This is a genomic window from Achromobacter sp. FW305-C-28 (assembly GCF_058783235.1).
The window spans coordinates 24,716-47,258 of sequence record NZ_JBYSYL010000009.1 but is presented as its reverse complement, the minus strand read 5'-3'; the positions used below and the strand labels follow the sequence as shown (position 1 = coordinate 47,258).

20 protein-coding genes are annotated in these 22,543 nt (G+C 63.1%); 10 read left to right on the top strand and 10 right to left on the bottom strand.

All coding sequences use genetic code 11. The features are described from left to right. Positions 1 to 52: 52 nt before the first annotated feature. The 8 genes from AC3WMR_RS21035 to AC3WMR_RS21000 all read right to left on the bottom strand — a co-directional run bounded on the left by AC3WMR_RS21035 (position 53) and on the right by AC3WMR_RS21000 (position 9,364). On the bottom strand, positions 53 to 979 hold the full coding sequence (locus AC3WMR_RS21035) for a PLP-dependent cysteine synthase family protein (RefSeq protein ID WP_492264795.1): 927 nt from the start codon (positions 977 to 979) through the stop codon (positions 53 to 55). A gap of 362 nt (positions 980 to 1,341) precedes the next feature. Next, positions 1,342 to 2,250 carry a TauD/TfdA dioxygenase family protein gene (locus tag AC3WMR_RS21030; RefSeq protein ID WP_492264794.1) on the bottom strand — a complete coding sequence of 303 codons (909 nt, stop codon included), beginning with the start codon at positions 2,248 to 2,250 and terminating at the stop codon, positions 1,342 to 1,344. Positions 2,251 to 2,503: 253 nt separating this feature from the next. Then, on the bottom strand, positions 2,504 to 3,706 hold the full coding sequence (locus tag AC3WMR_RS21025) for a M20 aminoacylase family protein (protein WP_175192304.1): 1,203 nt from the start codon (positions 3,704 to 3,706) through the stop codon (positions 2,504 to 2,506). Between the two features lie 119 nt (positions 3,707 to 3,825). Continuing rightward, positions 3,826 to 4,845 carry an ABC transporter ATP-binding protein gene (locus AC3WMR_RS21020; RefSeq protein ID WP_492264793.1) on the bottom strand — a complete coding sequence of 340 codons (1,020 nt, stop codon included), beginning with the start codon at positions 4,843 to 4,845 and terminating at the stop codon, positions 3,826 to 3,828. Continuing rightward, the gene (locus tag AC3WMR_RS21015; RefSeq protein ID WP_492264792.1) at positions 4,842 to 5,852 is read right to left on the bottom strand and encodes an ABC transporter ATP-binding protein; all 1,011 of its coding nucleotides are present in this window, start codon (positions 5,850 to 5,852) and stop codon (positions 4,842 to 4,844) included. The genes AC3WMR_RS21020 and AC3WMR_RS21015 overlap by 4 nt, the downstream gene beginning before the upstream one ends. Before the next feature lie 11 nt (positions 5,853 to 5,863). Further along, entirely contained in the window at positions 5,864 to 6,784 is a 921-nt protein-coding gene (locus AC3WMR_RS21010; protein WP_492264791.1) for an ABC transporter permease, read from the bottom strand. Continuing rightward, entirely contained in the window at positions 6,781 to 7,755 is a 975-nt protein-coding gene (locus AC3WMR_RS21005; protein ID WP_025140394.1) for an ABC transporter permease, read from the bottom strand. Before AC3WMR_RS21005 ends, AC3WMR_RS21010 begins: the two co-directional genes overlap by 4 nt. Before the next feature lie 22 nt (positions 7,756 to 7,777). Further along, positions 7,778 to 9,364, bottom strand: a complete 1,587-nt coding sequence (locus AC3WMR_RS21000; RefSeq protein WP_492264790.1) for an ABC transporter substrate-binding protein — start codon at positions 9,362 to 9,364, stop codon at positions 7,778 to 7,780. A gap of 115 nt (positions 9,365 to 9,479) precedes the next feature. On the opposite strand from AC3WMR_RS21000, the gene mnmE reads away from it, so the two are divergent. The 3 genes from mnmE to AC3WMR_RS20985 all read left to right on the top strand — a co-directional run bounded on the left by mnmE (position 9,480) and on the right by AC3WMR_RS20985 (position 11,971). Continuing rightward, positions 9,480 to 10,832 (top strand): tRNA uridine-5-carboxymethylaminomethyl(34) synthesis GTPase MnmE, encoded by a 1,353-nt coding sequence (mnmE, locus tag AC3WMR_RS20995; protein WP_492264789.1) that lies wholly within the window; start codon positions 9,480 to 9,482, stop codon positions 10,830 to 10,832. 184 nt (positions 10,833 to 11,016) lie between these two features. Beyond that, positions 11,017 to 11,454 carry a hypothetical protein gene (locus AC3WMR_RS20990; RefSeq protein WP_492264788.1) on the top strand — a complete coding sequence of 146 codons (438 nt, stop codon included), beginning with the start codon at positions 11,017 to 11,019 and terminating at the stop codon, positions 11,452 to 11,454. A 43-nt stretch (positions 11,455 to 11,497) separates the two neighbouring features. Continuing rightward, a complete protein-coding gene (locus AC3WMR_RS20985) occupies positions 11,498 to 11,971 on the top strand; it encodes a GNAT family N-acetyltransferase (RefSeq protein WP_492264787.1) in 474 nt (157 codons plus the stop codon). A 205-nt stretch (positions 11,972 to 12,176) separates the two neighbouring features. On the opposite strand, the gene AC3WMR_RS20980 is transcribed toward AC3WMR_RS20985, so the two are convergent. Next, positions 12,177 to 13,568, bottom strand: coding sequence for a ClcB-like voltage-gated chloride channel protein (locus AC3WMR_RS20980; RefSeq protein WP_492264786.1), 1,392 nt, complete (start codon positions 13,566 to 13,568; stop codon positions 12,177 to 12,179). Between the two features lie 492 nt (positions 13,569 to 14,060). Between AC3WMR_RS20980 and AC3WMR_RS20975 the strand changes: the two genes are divergently transcribed. From AC3WMR_RS20975 to AC3WMR_RS20955, 5 genes are all read left to right on the top strand, one after another. Next, positions 14,061 to 14,738, top strand: coding sequence for a response regulator (locus AC3WMR_RS20975; RefSeq protein ID WP_492264785.1), 678 nt, complete (start codon positions 14,061 to 14,063; stop codon positions 14,736 to 14,738). Positions 14,739 to 14,835: 97 nt separating this feature from the next. Further along, positions 14,836 to 16,212 carry a sensor histidine kinase gene (locus tag AC3WMR_RS20970; RefSeq protein ID WP_492264980.1) on the top strand — a complete coding sequence of 459 codons (1,377 nt, stop codon included), beginning with the start codon at positions 14,836 to 14,838 and terminating at the stop codon, positions 16,210 to 16,212. 110 nt (positions 16,213 to 16,322) lie between these two features. Next, positions 16,323 to 17,321, top strand: a complete 999-nt coding sequence (locus AC3WMR_RS20965; protein WP_492264784.1) for a Bug family tripartite tricarboxylate transporter substrate binding protein — start codon at positions 16,323 to 16,325, stop codon at positions 17,319 to 17,321. A 114-nt stretch (positions 17,322 to 17,435) separates the two neighbouring features. Further along, positions 17,436 to 17,873, top strand: coding sequence for a tripartite tricarboxylate transporter TctB family protein (locus tag AC3WMR_RS20960; RefSeq protein WP_492264783.1), 438 nt, complete (start codon positions 17,436 to 17,438; stop codon positions 17,871 to 17,873). Then, the gene (locus tag AC3WMR_RS20955) at positions 17,870 to 19,396 is read left to right on the top strand and encodes a tripartite tricarboxylate transporter permease (protein ID WP_492264782.1); all 1,527 of its coding nucleotides are present in this window, start codon (positions 17,870 to 17,872) and stop codon (positions 19,394 to 19,396) included. The genes AC3WMR_RS20960 and AC3WMR_RS20955 overlap by 4 nt, the downstream gene beginning before the upstream one ends. 53 nt (positions 19,397 to 19,449) lie before the next feature. Here AC3WMR_RS20955 and AC3WMR_RS20950 read toward each other — a convergent pair whose 3' ends face one another. Continuing rightward, positions 19,450 to 20,616 (bottom strand): pyridoxal phosphate-dependent aminotransferase, encoded by a 1,167-nt coding sequence (locus AC3WMR_RS20950; RefSeq protein ID WP_492264781.1) that lies wholly within the window; start codon positions 20,614 to 20,616, stop codon positions 19,450 to 19,452. Positions 20,617 to 20,730: 114 nt separating this feature from the next. Here AC3WMR_RS20950 and AC3WMR_RS20945 point away from each other — a divergent pair, with 114 nt between their 5' ends. Then, a complete protein-coding gene (locus tag AC3WMR_RS20945) occupies positions 20,731 to 21,765 on the top strand; it encodes an AbrB family transcriptional regulator (RefSeq protein WP_492264979.1) in 1,035 nt (344 codons plus the stop codon). A gap of 234 nt (positions 21,766 to 21,999) precedes the next feature. Further along, on the top strand, positions 22,000 to 22,206 hold the full coding sequence (locus AC3WMR_RS20940; RefSeq protein WP_025140381.1) for a cold-shock protein: 207 nt from the start codon (positions 22,000 to 22,002) through the stop codon (positions 22,204 to 22,206). Positions 22,207 to 22,543: the final 337 nt, after the last annotated feature.

Sequence of the window (22,543 nt, the reverse complement as noted above, 5' to 3'; positions counted from 1 at the left end):
ACAGCTTTGGCCTACATTGACCCGATTTTGCGTTGAATCGGGTATCCCGGGCCTAATACTTCAAGCCGGTGTCGCACAACACGGTGGCCACCGTCGCATCCGGCCGCAGCCGTCCGGACTGCAACAGCTTCACCGCCGCGCACACGTTGGCCGCGGCCGAAAACCCCACGTAAAGCCCCTCGCGCACGGCCAGCAGGCGGCGCCAGTCCTCGGCCTCGTCGTCGGTTACCGCCAGGCTCAGGTCCATCAGCGTGGCATCCCAGTGGGGCGGCACGGCGCCGTAGCTGGTGCCCTGGATCACGTGGCGAGCCTTCACGACGAGCGCCCCCGCCAGCACTTCGCAGCCCTGCGGCTCGACTGCCGCGCAGACCGTCGCCAGATTGGCCGCCTTCAAGGCGCGCGCCACGCCCATGAATGTGCAGCCCGTGCCCACGGCTGCGACCCAGCCATCTGGCGCACTACCCAATTGATCCAGAATTTCCCGGCCCGTGCCCGCTTCGTGCGCCGCAATGCATTCGACGGCGTTGAACTGGTCGACATAGAAGCCGCCGCGTTCGGCCGCGACGCGAGCCGCGACATCAGCGGCGGACTGCACGTCGGCGCCGGTGACCTGCCCGGGGGCGCCATCCACTTGCGCCACCAGCACCACCTCGGCGCCCAGGCCTTCCAGCATGCGGGCACGGGCAGGGCTGTTGCCGGCAGACATCGTCACCACCAGCGGATGCCCCAGCGCGGCGCAGGCCACGGCCAGGCCCGCCCCCATGTTGCCACTGGTCATCTCCACCACCGGCATCCCGGGCTGGAGCCTGCCGTCCGTCCTGGCGGCCAGCAGGATCGCGCGGGCAGCGCGGTCTTTGACGCTGCCTCCGGGCTGCAGAAATTCCGCCTTGGCGACGACGCGCCCGGGACCGTCGTGAATGCGGCTGAGCGTCACCAGCGGGGTATTGCCGATCAAGTCGATGGAAGAGGTTGCCAGCATGTCAGTCCTATGGCGCCGAGTCGTCTGGCCCGGTGAAGACCCGGACCGGCAGGGCAATCGAAAGGACTTATTGTAGAGAGGCGAGTCGACGACTCGCTCAGGCAAGCGTCCGATAGCGCCAGTCCCGCGGGATATCCACAGGACAGGCCTGGCGTGGCATGAGCCTCGCGCCTATTGAACCGCCAACAGGACGGCGGAGCTTTGCACCGCGAGTGCGGGAGTGGGCGAAGCGAGAGCGACCAGCGCAAGCGCCAACGCCAAGCCGGCACCGGTCGCGGTGCGAACCAGGCGTTCACGTAGTTCAGAGGAAAGACGCATGGCGGTCCTTGTGGATAAGTACGGGGGCGGTGAATGAACCGGCGTCAGACCGGCACATCGCCTTCAATCGTGGTGCGGTAAAGCTTGCGGCGCAGATGGTCGGGCGTGCCGCCGGCCAGGTGGATCAGCGAACGGTTGTCCCAGAACACCAGGTCATGCGGCTGCCAATGGTGGCGGTACAGGTGTTCCGGCCGAATGCTGTGTGCAAACAGTTCGTCCAGCAACTGGCGGCTTTCGTCTTCCGGCAAGCCTTCGATGCGGGTCGTGAATCCCTCGCTGACGAACAGCGCGCGGCGTCCGTTCTCCGGATGCGTACGCACCACCGGATGCACCACTTCCTGCACCTGCGCCACCTGCTGCGCGCTCAGGTTGGGGCGCCAGTTGCCTTCCTTCTGCAGCTGGCCGTACTTGGCCAGGTAGGAATGCACCGCGCGCTTGCCTTCAACGGCGCTGCGCAGCGCCGCGGGCAGGGTGTCGTAAGCCAGGTGCATGTTGGCGAACAGCGTGTCGCCACCTTCGGCCGGCAGCTCCTGCGCATGCAGCAGCGACCCCAGGCTGGGCAGTTCCTTGTACGAGATGTCCGAATGCCAGTACTTGCCGGCATCGCCCAGACCGACAGGCTTGCCGTCTTGGACGATGTTGGACACGATCAGGATTTCAGGGTGCCCGGCCAGATGGAACTGGTGCAGCACGTGAATCATCAGGCGGCCAAAGCGGCGGCTGAAATCGATATGCTGCTGCGGCGTGATGCGCTGGTCGCGAAACACCAGCAGATGGTGATCCAGGTGCGCCTGGTGCACCCGCGAGAAGTCGGCCGACGTCAGCTCGCGCGACAGGTCCAGGCCGATGATCTCTGCGCCAACCGGGCCGGCCAAACGCCGCAGCTCGAACGTCTGCGATTGGGGGGCGGCGGCGCCGGCCTCCACACGCCGCACGGCATTGCTCTGGGACATCGATCGCTCCGGTTCACGAGGCGGCAATGCCGCCTGCGCTGGCTCTGCGATCCGCCCACGGGCGGATCAGGAATGATCGATTATGGAAAGCGCGCCTTGTATCTCAAACGAAGATATCGGCGTTTGAACAAAGCTTCCCGTCATATAGAAAAGCCGCCCAGGGGAGGTCGGGCGGCTTCATGCGCTGCATGCATAAGCTAATAGCGCTTATGGCTGAAGGGCGGTGCGAATCCGCGGCCAGAACGTCAAGGAATCACTTCTGCGCGGGCAGGAAGGCCTCGACCAGCTTCACCCAATACGTCGCGCCCACCGGCAGCAAGGCATCGTTGAAATCGTAGTTGGGGTTGTGCAGTTGGCACGGCCCCATGCCGTGATAGCTTTCCATGCGATGGTCGCCGTCACCGTTACCCAGGAACAGGTACGTACCCGGCAACGCTTCCAGGAAGAAGGAAAAATCTTCCGCCCCCATGAACGGCGGCATCTCGCGCACCACGTTCTCGGCGCCAAAGGCGTCTTCGGCCACCTGTGCGGCAAACGCGGTTTCTTTTTCCCAGTTCACCAGCGGCGGATAGGCGCGCACGAAATCCAGCGTGCCGGTGCCGCCGTACACCTGCGGCAGCGTCGTGGCGATGCGCCGCATGTCGGCTTCGATCTTGTCCAGCACCGCCACCGAATAGGTGCGTACGGTGCCGCGCAGCACGGCTTCGCCGGGAATCACGTTGTAGGCGTCGCCCGCGTGAATCTGCGTGATCGACAGCACGGCCTGCTCCAGCGGGTCTTTGCTGCGCGAGATGACGGTCTGCAGCGCATGCACCATGTCGGCGGCCACGATGATCGGATCGACCGACGCGTGCGGCTGCGCGGCATGGCCGCCCACACCCTTGATGACGATGTCCCAGCGATTGCTGGACGCCATGGTGGGGCCGGTGCGAAAACCGAACTGGTTCACCGGCATGCCCGGCATGTTGTGGATGCCGAACACGGCATCGCACGGGAATCTGTCGAACAGGCCGTCCTGCATCATTGCCCGCGCGCCGGCATTGCCGCCTTCTTCGGCGGGCTGGAAGATGAACACCACCGTGCCGTCGAAATTGCGATGCTTGGACAAGTACTGGGCCGCGCCCAGCAGCATCGTGGTGTGGCCATCGTGGCCACAGCCATGCATGCGGCCGCTGATGGTCGACTTGTGCGCGAAACGGTTGTGTTCGGGCATGGGCAGCGCGTCCATGTCGGCGCGCAGGCCCACCGTCTTGCCGCCGTTGCCGCCGCGCAATACGCCGACCACGCCGGTTTTCCCCAGGCCGGTGTGCACTTCCAGCCCCCACTCGCGCAGGCGCTCGGCCACCAGGTTCGAGGTGCGCGTTTCCTGGAAGGCCAGTTCGGGGTGGGCGTGGATATCGCGGCGCAGGGCGGTCAGATCGCCGTGGGCGCGTTCGATTTCGGCTAGGGTTTTCATGGCTGTGGATAAGCGGTCGGTAGAGGTTCGGATCGAAATGGCAACGTCTGCATAAACGGACTATCGCAGGAATTCTCGCGCTGGCCACCCGCCGCGTCCAGCCTTGTTACGGATGAGGCTCAGTTCGCATCGTTCAGATGGCAGGCGCTGAATTGCCCCGGCGCAATCTCGCGCAGCAGCGGCCGTTCGGTCTTGCAGCGCGCCATCGCCTGTGGACAACGCGGGTGAAACGCACAGCCGCTGGGCGGGTCCAGCGGCGACGGCAACTCGCCCTTGATGGGCTGGTAACTACGACGTCCCGGCGACAACGTAGGCAGCTCTTTGAGCAGCGCCTGCGTGTACGGATGGTTGGCGCGCTGGAACACCATGTCGGTGGGCGCCAGCTCGACCACGCGCCCCAGGTACATGATGGCCACGCGATCCGAAATATGGCTGACCACGCTCAGGTTGTGGCTGATGAACAGGTAAGTCAGGTCCAGGTCGTCGCGTAGTTGCTCGAACAGGTTCAGCACCTGCGCCTGGATGGACACATCGAGCGCAGCCACGGCCTCGTCGCAGACGATCACCGACGGCTTGAGCGCCAATGCCCGCGCGATGCCGATGCGCTGGCGCTGGCCCCCCGAGAATTGATGCGGATAGCGCTGCGCAAAGCTTGGGTCCAGCCCGACCTGGCGCATCAGGCCGGCCACGTACTCAGCCTTGTCGCGGGCCCGTATCAGGCCATGCGCCACCGGCGCCTCGCCGATGATCTCGCGCACGCGCATGCGCGGATTGAGCGATGCATACGGGTCCTGGAAGATCATCTGCACGCCCAGCTCGTAGGCGCGTCGCGCGGACCCCGCCATGGCCTTCACGGCGTGGCCCTGGTAGTGCACTTCTCCGGAAGAGGGCGGCAAAATGCCGGACACGATGCGGCCCAGCGTCGACTTGCCGCAGCCCGATTCGCCAACGATGCCGATGACCTCGCCGGGCTGCACGTCCAGGTCGACGCCGGCCACCGCATGTACCACCTGCGTCTTCAGGCCCGCCCCCAACAGGTTGGCGATGCGGCCGGCCAGGTCCACGGGCTGCGTGAATCGCAATTCCACACCGCGCAGGGACAGGATGGGGGCGGCAACGCCGCGTTCTGCTGCGGTCATTTGATGTCTGGGTCTCCGGCATGCCAGCAGCGCACCCATTGCGCCGGGCGGACTTCCACGGGCTGCGGTTCGACCAGACAGGCGTCGGTCGCGCGCGGACATCGCCCGCGAAACGCACAGCCTTGCGGCAGGTTCAGCAGCGACGGCGTCATGCCGGGAATCGGCACCAGCGGCCGACCACGCGATTCAGGCGTGGGAATCGACGCGATCAGGCCATGCGTATACGGGTGCATGGGATGGCTGATCACATCCTGCGTGCTGCCGGTTTCCACCACGCGGCCGGCATACATCACCGACACGCGATCGGCCAGGCCCGCCACCACCGCCAGATCATGCGTGATCCAGATCAGGCCCGTGCCGGTCTCGCGGCACAGCTTCTGCACTTCGAACAGGATCTGCCCCTGGATGGTCACATCCAGCGCCGTGGTGGGCTCGTCGGCGATGATCAGGCGCGGCGAATTCAGCAGCGCGATCGCGATCGCCACGCGCTGGCGCATACCGCCGGACAACTGGTGCGGATACGTGCGCAACCGTTCCTGCGGTGACGGGATGCCGACCATCGTCAAGGTCTGCAACGCCCGGTCGCGGGCCTGGTCGCGCGACACCTTGTGATGCGCCTGCACCGCCTCGATCATCTGCGTATCGACGCGCAGCACCGGGTTCAGCGTCATCATCGGGTCCTGGAAGATCATGGCGATCTCCTGGCCGCGAAGCTGGCGCCAGCGCGCAGGCGATGCGCCGCGCAGGTCTTCGCCATTCAAGCGCAATTCACCGTCGACGATGCGGCCCGGTTCGTCCAGCAGGCCCATCAACGAAAAGCCCGTGATGCTCTTGCCCGATCCCGACTCGCCCACCAGCCCCAGGATCTCGCCTTCGGCCAAGGTCAGGTCGACGCCATCCACCGCCTTCACCACGCCGTTGCGCGTGAAGAAGTGCGTCTTCAGTCCGTGCACTTGCAGCACGGGGCCTGACGTGGCCAGCGGTTTTTCCACAGCTTGGGTCTGCATCGCGTCCGCCCTCAATTCGCGTGGCGCGGGTTGAGCACATCGCGCAGGTGGTCGCCCACCAGGTTGATGGCGATGATGGCCAGTGCCAGCGCAATGCCGGGAAAGAACGAAATCCAGTATTGGCCCGACAGCAGGTATTCGAAGCCGTTGTAGATCAGCATGCCCAACGACGGCTCGGTCACCGGCACGCCCACCCCCAGGAACGACAGCGTGGCTTCCAGCGCGATGGCGTGCGCCAGGTCGATCGTGGCGATCACGATGAGCGGCGGCATACAGTTGGGCAACACATGGCGAAACAGCACCCGCCCCCAAGACAAGGACATGCAACGCGCCGCCTCGACGTATTCCTTGCCGCGCTCGACCAGCGCCGCGCCGCGGGCCGCGCGGGCAAAGTAAGCCCACTGCACCACGATCAGCGCGACGATCACCTTATCCACACCCTTGCCCAGAATCGCCAGCAGCATCAACGCCACCAGGATCGCGGGAAACGACAGCTGGATATCCACAATCCGCATCAGCAGCGCGTCGATGCGGCCGCCAAAGTACGCAGCGATCAGCCCCACCGTGGCGCCGATGCCGAAGGCCGCCAGCACCGACACCGTTGCCACCATCAGGCTGGTGCGCATGCCATACAGAATGGCCGACAACAGATCGCGCGCCTGGCCATCCGTGCCCAGCCAATAGCGCATGGCACCATCGCCGCTCTCGCTGCCGGGCTTGAGCTTGGAGTCCATGATGTCCAGCGACGCCAGGTCGTACGGATTCTGCGGCGCGATCCAGGGCGCCAGCAGCGCCGCGCCGACGATCACCACCAGCATCACCAGGCCCAACGTGGCCAGCTTGCTGGCAAAGAAATCCGCCACGAAGCGGCGCCAGGGCGTCTGTTCCTTGGCCGCGGCGGGCGGCGCGCTTGCGGTCGCGGGCGTATTCATCGGCGGCTATCCAGGCGTACGCGGGGGTCCAGCACCGTATAGATGATGTCCACCACGAGGTTCAGCATGACAAGGAAAAACACGATCAACAGCAGATACGCCACCACCACCGGGCGATCCAGGTTGATGATGGAGTCGATCAGCAGCTTGCCCATGCCCGGCCACGAAAAGACGGTCTCGGTCACCACGGCGAACGCCATCACCTGGCCGAATTCCAGGCCTGCCACCGTCACCACGGGAATCAGGATGTTCTTGAGCAGGTGCACGCCCAGCACGCGTTTTTCCGACAGCCCCTTGGCGCGCGCGAACTTGATGTAATCCATCGGCAGCGCCTCGCGCGTGGCCGCCCGCGTCACGCGAATGATCATGGCGCACTTGGCGAATGCGATGGTGGCCGCCGGCAAGGCCAGGCTCAACCAGCCGTTCAGCGTCAGCACGCTCAGTTGCAGCGACCCGATGCTGACCGTCTGGCCGCGACCGCCCGCCGGCACCCAGCCCAGCATCACCGCGAACACCATGATCAGCATCAGGCCGACCCAGAAGTTGGGCAAGGAAAAGCCCAGCACCGAACCCGTCATGATGGCGCGTGAGCCCGGCGCCTTGGGCTTGAGCCCGGCCAGGATGCCCAGCGGCACGCCGATGAGCACCGACAGCAGCATGGCCACACAGGCCAGCTCGACGGTGGCCGGCATGCGCTCGAGAATCAAATGCATGGCCGGCTCGCCAGTCAGGAAGCTATTGCCGAAATCGCCGCGCACCGCCTGGCCCATGAAGATCAGGTACTGTCGCCAGAGCGGCAGGTCCAGGCCCAGCGACGCACGTATCGCGGCGCGTTGCGCTTCGGTGGCCTCCGGGCTGGCCAGCATCGATACCGGATCGCCCACCATGTAGATGCCGGCGAAGACCAACGCCGACATCACCAGCATGACGACGATGGTTTGCAGCAGCCTTCGTACGATTGTCGCTAACACGGGAACCTGCCCAACGACCGCATTACTTCTTGAGCGTCGCGAACTGCGCCAGCGTCACCTGGTCAGGACGGCCCTGGTAGCGGATGTCGCTCTTCATCGCCCACACCGACAGTTCGAAGTGCACCGGCAGCATCGCGTAATCGTCCATCGCGATATTGCTGGCCTGCGACAGCAGTTCGGCACGCTTGGCATCATCCATGGTGGACGAGGCTTCCTTCACCAGCTCGTCCATCTTCGGATTCGAATAGCGGCTGCGGTTGGTGGTGCCCAGGCCCGCCTCGGGATTGCGCGTCACCAGCAACGACGTCAACGCATTGGACATCTCGCCGCTGGTCACCGACCAGCCCGCCAGATAGGCCGAGAACGCATAGCTGTCACGGTTCTTGAAGAACACCGGCGGCGCCATCGCATCCACGCTGGTCTTCACGCCGATGCGCGTCCACATCGACGCAATGGCCTGCGCCACCTTCGAATCGTTGACGTAGCGGCCCGACGGCGAGCCCAGCGTGATAGAGAAGCCGTTGGGATAACCCGCTTCCTTCAGCAGCGCTTTCGCCTTCTCGACGTCGGCCTTGGGCGCCTTGGAATGTTCCTTGCTGGACCCGAACATGGGGTAGGGCAGCAGGTTGCCGGCCGGCAATGCCACGCCCCCCATCACCCGTTCCACCAGCGCATCGCGGTTGATCGCCAGGGACAGCGCTTCACGCACGCGCTTGTCCTTCATCGGATTCTTGTCGGTGCCCTGGATGCCGGGCGAGGGCTCGGCATATTGATCCAGCGCCACGTACACCACGCGCACCGACGGCGTCTCTTCGACATACAGCTTCTTGTCGCCCTTCAGCTTGGGCAGGTCGTCGGTGGGGGGATCCTCGATCATGTCGACGTCCCCGGCCAACAGGGCGGCCACGCGCGCCGCGGCATTGCTGATCGGGCGATAGATCACCTTGTCCCAGGTCGGCTTCTTGCCCCAATAATTGTCATTGCGCGCCAGCACGAATTCCGCGCCGCGCTTCCACGACACGAACTTGTACGGGCCGGTGCCCACCAGGCCATCGCCGCTATTGAGTTCCGTCGTCGTCTTGCCTTCGGCCGCAGGACCCGATGCGGCCTTCTTGGACATGATCGGCAATTGCGCCAGGTTCACCAGCAGGTTCGGAGCGACTTCTTTGGTGGTCACGCGCAGCGTCATCGGATCCACGGCTTCCGTCTTGGCGACAGACCCCAGATACAGCGTGAATGGCGACGGGCTGTTCGGCACCTTGGGGACGCGGTCATATGTGAACACCACGTCTTCGGCGGTGAACGGCGTGCCATCCGAGAATTTCACCCCGGGACGCAGCTTGAACGTCCACACCTTGCCATCTACAGTCCAGGACTCCGCCAGCGCCGGCACGGGCTTGAGCTGCGCGTCGGTCGCGACCAGCGTATCGAAGATGGTCTGGGAGATTTGCGTATTCGGCGTCAGGGCGTGGTACTGCGGATCCATCGACGACGGCTCGGTTTTCAGGGCAATCACCAGATCGCGCGCCAGCGCCGAACTGAAGGTGCCGAAAGCCAGCATTACCGCGGCCGAACCACAGGCCAACGCACGCGAAAACCGATATGCCATCGTGATCTCCCTGAGCTGTTTTGGGTTTTAAACCTCGGGGCCACCTTAACCAGCAAACAAGCCGCCGCGCAACAGTTATATTCCCCTATTGTTCTCGCTTAGCCTTGTCCCTGATATGTCTGTCCACGCCCCCATCGCCGCCATTGCAACCGCCCCCGGAAGAGGCGGCATCGGCGTCGTGCGCGTTTCTGGTGCGGACCTGTCCGAATTGGTGCGCCGCCTGTTCCAGCGCGACCTCACGCCGCGCCACGCCCACTACCTGCCGTTCAAGTCGCAGGACGGCGAACTGCTCGACGAAGGCATCGCGCTGTACTTTCGCGCGCCGCACTCGTATACCGGCGAAGACGTGCTGGAACTGCAGGGCCACGGCGGCCCGGCCGTGCTGCGCCGCGTGCTGGAAAGCTGCCTGGCCGCGGGCCGCGACCTGGGCGCACGCCTGGCCGAGCCCGGTGAATTCACGCGCCGCGCGTTCCTCAATGACCGCATGGACCTGGCCCAGGCCGAAGCCGTAGCCGATCTGATCGAAGCCTCGTCGGTGGCGGCTGCCCGCGGCGCCATGGCCTCGCTGTCCGGCGAATTCTCCGCCCACGTCAACGATCTGTCCGACCGCATCATCAACCTGCGTATGCTGGTCGAGGCCACGCTGGATTTCCCTGAAGAAGAAATCGACTTCCTCGAGAAATACCAGGCCCGGCCCACCCTGGAGAAGCTGGCCGACGACCTGAACCGCCTGATCGCCCAAGCCCGTCAGGGTGTCATCCTGCGCGAAGGCCTGCACGTGGTGCTGGCCGGCCAGCCCAACGTGGGCAAGTCCAGCCTGCTCAACGCCCTGGCCGGTGACGATATCGCCATCGTCACGCCCATTGCCGGCACCACGCGCGACAAAGTGGTGCAACAGATCCATATTGACGGCGTACCGCTGCACATCGTCGACACCGCCGGCCTGCGCGAAACCGACGACACGGTCGAAAGCATCGGCATCGCCCGCACGTGGCAGGAAATCGAGCGCGCCGACGTCATCCTGCACCTGCAGGACGCCACCGCCCCCGGCGACGAACTCGATGCCCAGATCACCGCACGCCTGCCGCCGCGCACGCCGGTGCTGAAGGTGTTCAACAAGGTCGACCTGTTATCCGCAGCCTTCGCACCCGGCCCGGGCGAACTTGGCATCTCGGCCAAGCGCGGCGCCGGCCTGGACGCGCTGCGCGCCGAACTGCTGCAGATTGCCGGCTGGAACCCCGGCGCCGAATCCCCCTGGCTGGCCCGCGAACGTCACCTGCACGCCCTGCAGGACGCCGCCGAACACCTGGCCCTGGCCGCGGAGCACGCGGAACAGGACGACCGAGTGCTGGACCTGTTCGCGGAAGAGCTGCGGCTGGCGCATGACAGCCTGTCGAGCATCACGGGGAAATTCACCAGCGATGATTTGTTGGGGGAGATCTTTTCCAGCTTCTGCATCGGGAAATAGCGCAACAGAAAGTCGCATTTGCCGATTTTTCCTACAGTCGATGAGCCCTGCCGACACGCACAATGCGTGTTTTCGGCGTGAAGCAGGGCTGCCTGCATACGCCGATCTATCTGAACATAGGGCTCATCACCAGACCATGACGCGACCGTCCTCGAAAAGAGCCGAGGCCTTGAGAGCCATCAGCGTGCAAGACGAGATCGTCTACTTATTGTCATCACTGAAAGACCCCATCATTACGGAATTCCGAGAGCACTGGAACAAGCACTGCGACGAGTGGATTCAAGAGATGGACGCGGGCAAAGTGTCAGCGGCGGCTTTGACAAGTAGCATGATGCAGTCATTGCGGGAAGGCCTGTCCATTTTCTCGCGGGCTGCCCCACCGAAAGGTCGCCATGCGTTCAACATGGCATACCGAGCGATCGTGATCGCTACCTACCCCGACTTTTACGAGCAGGACGAGAGGAAGCTTGATGCGATCATCAAGCGCGGCAAGATCAGGAATGACGATGAGTTCTATCTCGTCGGGTTCTTTTTCGAGCAACAGCAAGAGATCGACCCTGATGGCCCCGAAAGCGCGGCATTGCGCCGACTCATGGACGATTTCGAGTTCGGAGAAAGCTGAAATTTGCTAGAGTCGATCTGCACGGAAATTGCATGGAGAAATCGTGTCTTCGACGCCCACGACCCGTCAACACCGCATCCGCCAGGCCACTACCGCCGACCTGGCCGCCATCAAACGCATCGTCCACGACGCCTATCGCCACTACATTGACCGCATCGGCGCCACGCCGGGCCCGATGCGTGACGACTACCGCCAACGCATCTCGCAAGGCCAGACGCAAGTGCTGGAAGACGACGCCGGCGTGCAGGCCGTGCTGGTGTTGGTGCGCGAGCCGGACTGCTTGCTGCTCGACAACGTAGCTGTTTCTCCGGCCGCGCAAGGCAAGGGATATGGACGCGAACTGATGCAGTGGGCCGAGATTCAGGCGCGCCAGGCGGGCTATCGGCAGATACGGCTTTACACGCAGGAATCGATGACCGAGAACATTGGCATCTATCAACGCTATGGCTACGTTGAAACGCACCGCGCCGAAGAGATTGGTTTGAAGCGCGTGTTCATGACCAAGCCTCTGCGATGAGGCTCCTTTTAATAAATGAGTAATCACTCATATTCTTGAAGATCACGAACGCGCATGATCATACGCGCTCCAACGCCATATTCAACTCTGAAAGCCAAGAAAAATGGCGATGTCGCTTTCATCATTTCTTGGGCAACAAGAACAATATGAGCTTTTACTCATAAAAAACAAAAGGGGATTTCACCCCTTTATTAAAGCACTTTTCTCAAGATCTCCCTGGCTTGTCGACAGGCAATGACGGCACTGCACGGATCTGTTCCCGAGCAATCCGATTGCTGGCCAACGACTTGGCATACACCGAATCCGGCCGGATTTTCTGCGCGATGACAAAGCCCGTGATGCAGGCGAGCATCAGCGGCAGCATGACCTCGTAGCTCAACGTCATCTCGAAGATCATCAGTATCGACATCAATGGCGCATACGTCGTGGCAGCAAGCAGCGCCCCCATGCCCACCACGGCATAACTCGACACGGCGGACAGGTCACCCGCAGGAAACAGCGCATGCAGCCCGCTGCCATAGAGGGCGCCGACCGCCGCCCCCACGAACAGCGTTGGCGTGAACACGCCGCCAATCGCCCCCGAGCCCACGCTGGCGCCAGTTGCCACGATCTTGAACAGCAGCACCGCCGCCACCGCCTGCCAGGCCCACTCGCTGTGCAGCATGCTGTTCACCACGCTGTAGCCGTTGCCCCAGACTTCGGGCTTGAACACCGACAACGCCCCCACCACCAGTCCGCCTGCCGCCATCCGGGTCCACAATGGCAACGGCATGCGCCGAAACAGTGCCTTCGACGTATCCAGAAAACGCAGGAATTGCGGCGCCACCAGGCCGGCGATCAGCCCCAGACCTAGATAATTGACCACTTCCCAGCCCGATACGAAGTCGAACGGCGGCATATGGAAAACCGCGTCGTAGTGCAGGATCTGGCGGGTCACGATGTTGGCGACCACCGACGACACCACCAGCGGAACCAGGGTGGCCGACGAAATCGCGCCGTAGACGATTTCGGAAATGAACAAGGCGCCGGCAATCGGCGCGTTGTACGCCGCGGTGATCCCGGCCGTGGCGCCGCAGGCCACCAACAGGCGCAGATGGCGCGGCGGCAACACCAGGTAGCGGCCGGACAATGAAGAGAACATCGCAGCCAGCTGCACCATGGGGCCTTCGCGGCCGATGGATGCGCCGGAACCAATTGAAAACAAAGAAGAAATACTACGTGCCACGGTCTGCCGAAAGCCGATGACACCGCGGCCGATGGAGATCGCTTCCATATAGTCAGCGGCGCCGCGCCTGGGCAGCCGGCTGGCCGCCCATTGCAGGATCAGCCCGGCAATCGCGCCGCCTATTGCCGGCAGCAGGAATCGTTGCCAGGCCGACAGGCCCCGCGCCAGCGAGACCATGCCGTGCGGTTCGTCCGCCCCGGCCAGCAGCATCTGGATCCCGCCCAGCAATTCTCGAAATATCACAGTGGCCAGCGCGCCGGCCAGTCCCATCAATGCCGCCGCGCACAGCGTGACGGGCAAGTTATCGGCCAGCAAACGGCCCCTCAGCCAGGTCGCCCAGGCCGGTTTCTTGATTCTGATTTGTCGTGCCATGGCCGAATTCTACGGCGGAAAACTGCTCACTTTTTGTTCAGGCAATCGTCAACCGCGGCAGGGATTCCTCCCCTGGCAAGGCCGATTTTCCAAGCGCTTGCAGGGCCCTTTACGGGGCTGGAAAGGGGCGAAAACCAGGGTAGGCAATGGGCGGTTTTTCGGGGTAAAAGTGCCGCTTCCGACCCCGGCTTCCCAAAAAGGGCCTGTGGATAACTCCTAAGGCGGCAGGTTGTGCACATTGTGTGGAGGCAAGTTGAACAAGCTGGGGTTTTGGGCCGGGTCCGAAATCTTGTCCAACTTCAACTTTTTTCCCACACAGAGTTCTTGCACAGCCAAAAACGGCCGCAAGTTCATGAAAAAGCACAGGTTTCCAAGGTTAAGGTAGTTATCCACAGGCCTTATTAATCATTAGTCTTTATATAAAGAGAAATACAGGGAAAAGACAAACATGCTTTCTCCTATCTCCCAGCCACGCCCCCCCGGACTCCGTCCATGCGCATCCTCCTGATAGAAGACGAAGCTGAACTTGCTCGCTGGTTGGCCAGAAGCCTGGCCCGACATGCGGGTTTCGTCGTCGAGTGGGCTGATGACGGACTGGTCGCCGAAAGAAGGTTGGCCGTCGAAGAATTCGATGCGGTCGTGCTGGACCTGGGATTGCCAGGCATCGATGGCCACACTTTGCTGGCGAAGATTCGCGCGCGGGACGATCGAACGCCGGTCCTGGTCCTGACCGCGCGCGATTCACTGGCCGAAAAAATCGGGACACTTCACCAGGGCGCAGACGATTTCCTGCCAAAACCGTTTGTTGTGGAAGAGTTGGAAGCGCGTTTGATCGCTTTGGTACGGCGTAGCCGAGGTCGCGAACATCCGCGACTTGCCCTGGGAAACCTGGTTTTCGAGACTTCCGCGCAAAAATTCTCGGTCTCGGGACAGACTTTGCAGTTATCCCCACGTGAACACGCGGTACTTCGGGTCCTGATCCAGAAAAGCGGCGAACCGATCAACAAGCAGCAGATCCTGGATCGGATCGTGACCGACGATGCCGACATCAACCTCGAGGCCATCGAGGTTCTGGTGCACCGGTTGCGCAAAAAATTGGCGGAAACAGGCGTGCAGATCACCACCATGCGCGGCATGGGCTACTGCCTGGAGAACGCTGTTGACAACTAGTTTTCCGGAAAAAACCCGGTTTTCCAGGAAAAAAAACCGCACGCGTACCCTGAAGACGCAGCTTCTCTGGTGGCTGATCCCCACATTAGTTTTAGTAATGATGGGTGCCTTGTGGCTGTCGAACCACCAGCTGCGCAACCAGGTCGACATTGCGTACGACCGCTCGCTTGCGGGCGCGCTGCGCGCGATCGACCACAACATATCCACAGCCAGCGGTGGATTAGCCATGGAGCAGCCATACCTGATGCTGGAGTTTTTTGAGCTGACGGCCAATGGCAGCGTGTTCTACCGAGTGGCGACCGAAGACGGGCTGGCCGAAATCGGCCATCCTGAGCTGCCCATGCCCACTCAGCCGCTGGTGTCCGGCGAACCGCAGTTTTTCTATGCGACATACCTGGGCATGCCGGTTCGGGTCGCCGCGCTGGCGCGGGCGATGGATCCGCCGCTCTATGCGAACAAAGGGGGACGGGTTATCGTCCAGGTCGCCGAAGGCCTGGAAAGCCGCCAGGCGTTCCTGCACCAGGTGCTGGTGCGGTCGGTAGAGCGTGACCTGGCCGTGATCCTGATCAGCGTGCTGGTGATCATCCTGGGCGTTTTCATGGCCTTGCGACCCCTGGCGCGGTTACGGCAAGAACTGGAAAGGCGTCCTGCAGACGATTTAAGCCCCGTCAGCGCGTTTGACCTGCCGGGTGAGGTCCTACCCCTGGTGGGCGCTGTAAACCTCCACATGGCCCGCTACGCGGCCCAGGCGAGGGTCCAGAGCCAGTTCCTGGACGACGCCTCGCACCAACTGCGTACGCCGTTGTCGGTCTTGCGTACCCAGACCGCCTACGCCTTGCGGGAAACATGCCCCCAGGAGGTCCGTACAGCCCTTCTGGCGATGCAAGAGGGGTTGGACAGGGCCGTACGCACCACCAACCAGATGCTGGCTCTGGCGCGCGCTAAAGACGCTTCCCTCGCCGAGGGAGGCTTTTCGCTGGAACCCGTCGACCTGGCTGTGCTGGCCGACGGGGTCATCCGCAGCCTGCTGCCCACGGCCCGTGCCCGGCAGATGGACATCGGCCTGGACGCTGATCCTGGTCCGGCCATCGTCTCGGGCGCCGAATGGTTGCTGCGCGAAGCGGTCGGCAACCTGGTGGACAACGCGATCCGTTACACCTCGCCCGGGGGAACGATCACCGTGCTGGTCCGGCGAGAACCCGGGCAACTGCGGCTATCCGTGGAAGACAGCGGCCCCGGCATGTCAGCCGAGGACATTGCCCGTGCCGGCATCCGCTTTCGCCGTGGAGCTGCCGGCAAGAACAAGCCGGGCGCCGGCCTGGGGTTGGCCATAGTCGGCACGATCGCCGAAGCCCTGGGCGCCCGCCTGGTGCTGGAGAACCGCGCCCCCTTGCCCGGGCTGCGAGCATCCCTGGTGTTTTCCCTGGAATCTGTCGCGAATGTTGCGTCGCACCAGGAAAAACCCGTTTTTTGAAAGGTGTTAGAAAGCTTCGGTTTTGTACGGTTGCATCCGCTGGACCCGCCTTGCCGTGCTTCGCCGGGTCGCCAGCCATACCTAGACCTATAAATCACGGAGACACAACAATGCAGACCAGCCTGAAGCTGCGCCTGGCCGCCGTCGCGGCGCTTGGCGCGATGACCTTGTCCCTGGGCACTGCCCAGGCGGCCGACGAACCGCGCCGCCCCGAATGCATCGCGCCGGCCCAGCCCGGTGGCGGTTTCGACCTGACCTGCCGGCTGGCCACCGAAGGCCTCAAGCAGAGCGGGGCGCTCAAGAGCGCCATGCGCATCGTCTATATGCCGGGCGGCATCGGCGCCGTGGCCTACAACAACATCGTGGCGCAGCACCCCAACGAACCCGGCACCATCGTGGCCTTCTCGGGCGGTTCGCTGCTGAACCTGGCACAGGGCAAGTTCGGCAAGTACAACGTCGACGACGTGCGCTGGCTGGCAGCCATCGGCACCGACTACGGCGTGGCCGTGGTGCGCAACGATTCGCCCTATACCGACCTGAAGGGCCTGATGGACGCGTTCAAGCAGGACCCGACCAAGATCGTGCTGGGGGCCGGCGGCACCGTGGGCAGCCAGGACTGGATGAAGGCAGCGTTGACCGCCAAGGCAGCCGGCGTCGATTTCAAGAAGATGCGTTTCGTGGCGTTTGAAGGCGGTGGCGAGGCCGTCACGGCGCTGCGTGGCGGCCACATCCAGGCCTACATGGGCGACGCCGCCGAAGCCTTCACCATGCTCGAGGGCGGCGCCCCCATCCGCGTGCTGGCCGTATTCAACGACCAGCGCCTGCCGGGCAAGCTGGGCACCGTGCCTACCGCCAAGGAACAGGGCTACGACATCGTCTGGCCGATCATCCGCGGCTTCTACGTGGGTCCCAAGGTGTCGGATGCCGACTACCAGTTCTGGGTTACCGCGTTCAACCGCGTCACCAGCGCCCCCGAATTCTCCAAGCTGCGAGAACAGCAGGGCCTGTTCCCCTTCAACAAGACGGGTGCCGACCTGGATGCCTACGTGAAGCAGCAGGTCAAGCAGTACGCCGAACTGGCCGACTCCTTCGGCCTGGTCAAGAAATAAGCCGCAAGGCATTCCTTCCGACCGCGCCTGCAGGCGCACCCCGTTGCCGCCGGCATTGTCAGCGGCCCGGGCGGGCTTGCGCCGCGTGGTCCTGCTACCAACGGAAATCTGATCATGAACGATCGCATCCTGGGCATCGCGGCGCTTGCGCTGGCGGCCTTCATGACATGGGCGGGGTGGGGCATTGAAGCGCCGTTCGCCTACGAACCGGTGGGGCCGCGCGCGTTCCCGCTGCTGCTGGCATTGATCATCGGCCTGTGCGGCTTGAGGCTGGCCTACAAGGGCGGCAACGCCGTCGAGGCCAACCCGGCCGGCGCCAATGTGCGCATCGTGATGATGGTGCTGTTCGCCACGGCGTATGCCTTTCTCTTCCAGTGGCTCGGCTTCATCATCGCCACCGCGTTGATGACGGTGTTTGTCGGCCGCCTGTTCGGCGGCGGCTGGCTCAAGTGCGCGATTGGCGGTCTCGTCATGAGCGCTTTCTTTTTCGTGTTGTTCGACAAGGTGCTGGACGTGGTCCTGCCCGGCGGGCTGCTGGAGAACCTGATATGAGCGGAATCCTTGATCACCTGTCGATCGGCTTCGGTGTTGCGTTCTCGTGGACCAACATCCTGGTGGCCGCCATCGGCTCGTTCTTTGGCACCATGGTGGGGGTGCTGCCGGGCCTGGGGCCGATCAACGGCGTGGCGATGCTGATCCCCATCGCATTTGCGATGAACCTGCCGCCAGAGACCGCGCTGATCCTGCTGGCGGCGGTGTATGTCGGTGCGGAATACGGCGGCCGCATCACCTCGATCCTGATCAATGTGCCGGGCGAAGCCAGCGCCATCATGACGACGCTGGACGGCTATCCGCTGGCGCGCCAGGGCCTGGCCAACGTGGCCCTGTCGCTGTCCGCGTGGTCGGCGTTCTTTGGGGCGTTGGTGTCGGTGGTGGGCGTGGTCCTGCTCGCGCCGACGTTGGCCAAATGGGCGTTGGCGTTCGGCCCAGCCGAGTACTTCGTGCTGATGATCTTCGCGTTCTGCTGCCTGACCAGCCTGCTCGGCAAGCAGCCGGTGAAGGGCGTGCTGGCCGCGATGATCGGGTTGTCGATTTCGGTGATCGGTGTGGACGCGAACTCTGGGGTATACCGCTATACCTTCGAATCCGTGCACCTGGCCGACGGCATCGATTTCGTGGTGGTGGTGATTGCCTTGTTCGCGGTCAGCGAAATGCTGGAAATGCTGGAAAAGGTGATGGCCGGACATAGCGTCGAGGTCAAGTCCAGCGGCCGCAAGATCTTCAATCTGAAAGAGCTGGCCTTCACCTGGTGGAGCGTGGTGCGCAGCGCCTTCGTGGGCTTTGGCGTGGGCGTGTTGCCCGGCGCCGGCGCGAGCGTGGCCGCGGCCGTGGCGTACTCGCAAGAGAAGCGCATCATCGAGGCCAAGGATCCGGACGCCAAGTTCGGTCGTGGCGACATGCGCGGCCTGGTGGCGCCGGAAGCGGCGGCCACGGCATCGGCCATCGGCTCGTTCGTACCGATGTTGACGCTGGGCGTGCCGGGGTCGGGCACCACTGCGGTAATGATGGGCGCGCTGACGCTCTACAACATCACGCCGGGTCCCGTGCTGTTCGAATCCAAGCCGGAACTGGTGTGGGGATTGATTGCGTCGCTGTTCGTGGCCAACGTGTTGCTGTTCATCATGAACGTGCCGCTGGTGCGCGTGTTCTCGAAGGTGCTGTCGGTGCCGGGTTGGCTGATGGTGCCGGGCATCCTGTGCATCAGCTATATCGGCGTGTACGCCATCAATGCCGGTACGTTCGACCTGTTGCTGGTCGCGGCCATCGGTACGCTGGGCTACCTGCTGCGCAAGTTCGGCGTGCCGATGGCGCCGCTGGTGCTGGGCGTGGTGTTGGGCAACATGATGGAACAGAACCTGCGCCGCGCCTTGTCGATGACCGATGGCAATGTGTCGGTGCTGTTCTCCAGCCCCGTCGCCATTACGTTGTGGGTGGCTGCTGCGGCGGTGGTGGTGGTGCCGCAGGTCATGCGCCGGGTGCGTCGGGCCAGGAAGGTTGCCGCCGAACCGGTGTGAAAAAAATGAAAAGCCCCTTGCGGGGCTTTTTTTCTGGAAGAGGTATTGCGCGTTCAGACTTGCGCCAGGCGCTCCAGCGCCGCATCCAGCGTGGCGTCTTTCTTGGCGAAGCAGAAGCGCACGATGCGGTGGTTCGATTCCGGTGCATCGGGCTTCTGGTAGAAGGCCGACACCGGGATCACCGTCACGCCGTGGCGCACCGTCAGGTCACGCGCAAAATCGGCTTCGTTCTGTTTGGAGATATCGCTGTAGTCCGCCAGCAGGAAGAAGGTTCCGGGGCTGGGCAGCGGCTTGAAGCGTGTCTTGGCCAGACCTTGGGCCAAGCGGTCGCGCTTGGCCTGGTAGAACGTGGGCAGGTCCAGGTAGGGCTTGGGATCGCGCATGAATTCGGCCAGCGCGAATTGCATGGGGGACGGCACCGTGAACACCATGAACTGATGTACCTTGCGCAGCTCGGCGCTCAGTTGGCGCGGCGCGCAGCAATAGCCGATCTTCCAGCCGGTGGTGTGATACGTCTTGCCGAACGACGAAATGACAAACGCGTGTTCGGCCAGCAACGGGCGACGCGCCACGCTGGCGTGCGGCTTGCCGTCGAACACAATATGTTCGTAGACCTCGTCGGACACCAGCAGCACGCCGGTGTCGCGCACGATGGCTTCCAGCGCGTCCAGGTCGCTGTCGTCCAGCACGGCGCCGGTGGGGTTGTGCGGAAAGTTCAGCATCAGCAGGCGCGTCTTGGACGTAATGGCGTCGCGCACGCACTGCCAGTCGATGCGGTAGTAGGGGTCGTCCGCGGTGGGCGCGCGCAGCGGCACCGGCACGGCCGTGCCGCCGGCCAGGCGAATGGCGGGCAGGTACGAGTCGTAGCAGGGTTCGATGACCACGACTTCGTCGCCGCTGTTCACGGCAGCCAGTACCGTGGCCATCAGGGCCTCGGTGGCGCCACTGGTGACGGTGATCTCGGTTTCGGGGTCATAGGCGCGGCCGTACAAGGCCTGCGTCTTGGCGGCGATGGCTTCGCGCAGCGGCGCCACGCCGGGCATGTAGGGATACTGGTTATGGCCATCGGCCATGGCCTTGCTGACCAGCGCACACAGCGCCGGGTCGGGATCGAAGTCGGGAAAGCCCTGGCCCAGGTTGATGGCCTTGTGCTCGATGGCCAGGCGGCTCATGACGGTGAAGATGGTGGTGCCGACGTCGGGAAGTTTGGATCGGATCATGGTGGGCGCGAAGGTGAACGCTAGGTATGCACGGGAGTTTTCGTAAGTATCCCACTAACTCATAATTCCGGTTTCTCATGAGCTTATGGCGTGGACGGTGTCGTGGTGCAGAACATGTTGTTGAGAGTCTTCGGCGGATTGGCGATCGCGTTGACGGGGGCCTTGCTGGCGGTGTGGGCGCACATCCCGCTGCCCTGGATGCTGGGGGCGCTGCTGTTGACGGCGGCGGTGCGGATCGGCGGTCTTCGCACGGTTTGTCCGCGGCCGGCGCGCAACGCGGGGCAGTGGGTCATCGGCACGTCGTTGGGGCTGTATTTCACGCCGCAGGTGATCGGGCACATCGGCGCCAACGCCGGGCCGATCATCGTCGGCATGTTGTTCGCATTGGGGTTGGCATTCATCGGCACCGCCATCCTGCGGCGCTACACCGATGTCGATTTCAAGACGGCTTGGTTCTCCTGCGCGATGGGCGGCGCCAGCGAGATGGCCAGCCTGGCGGAACGGCACGGCGCGCGTATCGATCGCGTCGCCACGGCGCACAGCGTGCGCGTGTTGATGGTGGTGTTGACGGTGCCCTTCATTTTCCAGTGGTGGGGTGTTGCGGGCATCGATCCGACCGTGCCAGGGCCGCGCACCGTGGATGGTGCAGGCCTGGCTGCGCTGGTGGGCCTGACCTGCATCGGAGGCCTGTTCTTCATGAAGCTGAGGCTGCCCAACCCGTGGGTGCTGGGGCCGATGCTGGTGGCCATGCTGCTCACCAGCAACCGCATCGAATTGTCGGCGTTGCCGGACTTCGTGCCCAAGATCGGCCAGCTCTTTATCGGGTGGTCGTTGGGGGATCGCTATCGGCCCGATTTCTTCCGTGCGGCGCCGCGTTTCATCGCTGCGGTGGCGGTGTTCACGGTCATCGCATTGGCGTTGGCATTTGGCTTGGGCGCGTTGTTGTCATTGTGGTCCGCGGCGCCGATTCCGACGTTGATCCTGGGCACGACACCAGGTGGCATTGCAGAGATGGCCATCACCGCGAAAGTGCTGCAGCTAGGGGTTCCCGTGGTCACTGCGTTCCACGTCACGCGCATGGTATTCGTCGTGATCGTGACCGGTCCGATGTACGCGTTGCTGGCGCGTCGGCATGCTAATTCCGCGTGACGGGATTGAGCTTCCAGTCAGAAAAATACGACATTGGGGTAAACAACTATATGAGTCTGTAATGTCGGATGAGTATGCTGATTCCGCAGTTGATTCAAGCAGCGCGCGGACTCGTTCTGCTGCTTTTGCGGCATGCGAGAACGCAGCAGCAACGCAGGTATCCCTACCGGTCGTTCAGTTCTCACGGCGTCCTTGATTCATTGCATTTCGAGTTAATTACAGGACGCTAGGAAAATGGCTCAGAAGGGCAAAGTTAAGTGGTTCAACGCTGACAAGGGTTACGGTTTCATCACGCCGGACACCGGCGGTACCGATGTTTTCGCACACTTTTCCGCCATCCAGGGCCGCGGCTATCGCAGCCTGAACGAAGGGCAGGAAGTCGAATTCGAAGTCAAGGATGGTCCGAAAGGACCTCAAGCGGCCGAAATTCGCCCGCTCTAAATCGGGAAATCCCAATTTCCCGTCTGCCAGGCCAAGCCTGGCTACGACGCCCCAGAACCTCACGGTCTGGGGCGTTGTTTCATTCCGGCCGAGGTTTGTGCCGCCCCAGATCAGCCCGATGTTAGTGATCACTAACATATCCTCCAACCTTGGATAAGTTTGTGGATAATTATTTTCGGGCATGAGTATCAGACTGCTCAGTAATGAAGCAACCGTGAGTTTGAAATCACGGTTTTGCACATTTTTCGACACCTCATGAATTGCGTTCTTGACGCCGATCACCGCGCTGACAGCACTGGGCTGCCAGCTTGCCGTTCCATGGGAAATAGCGCTTTTC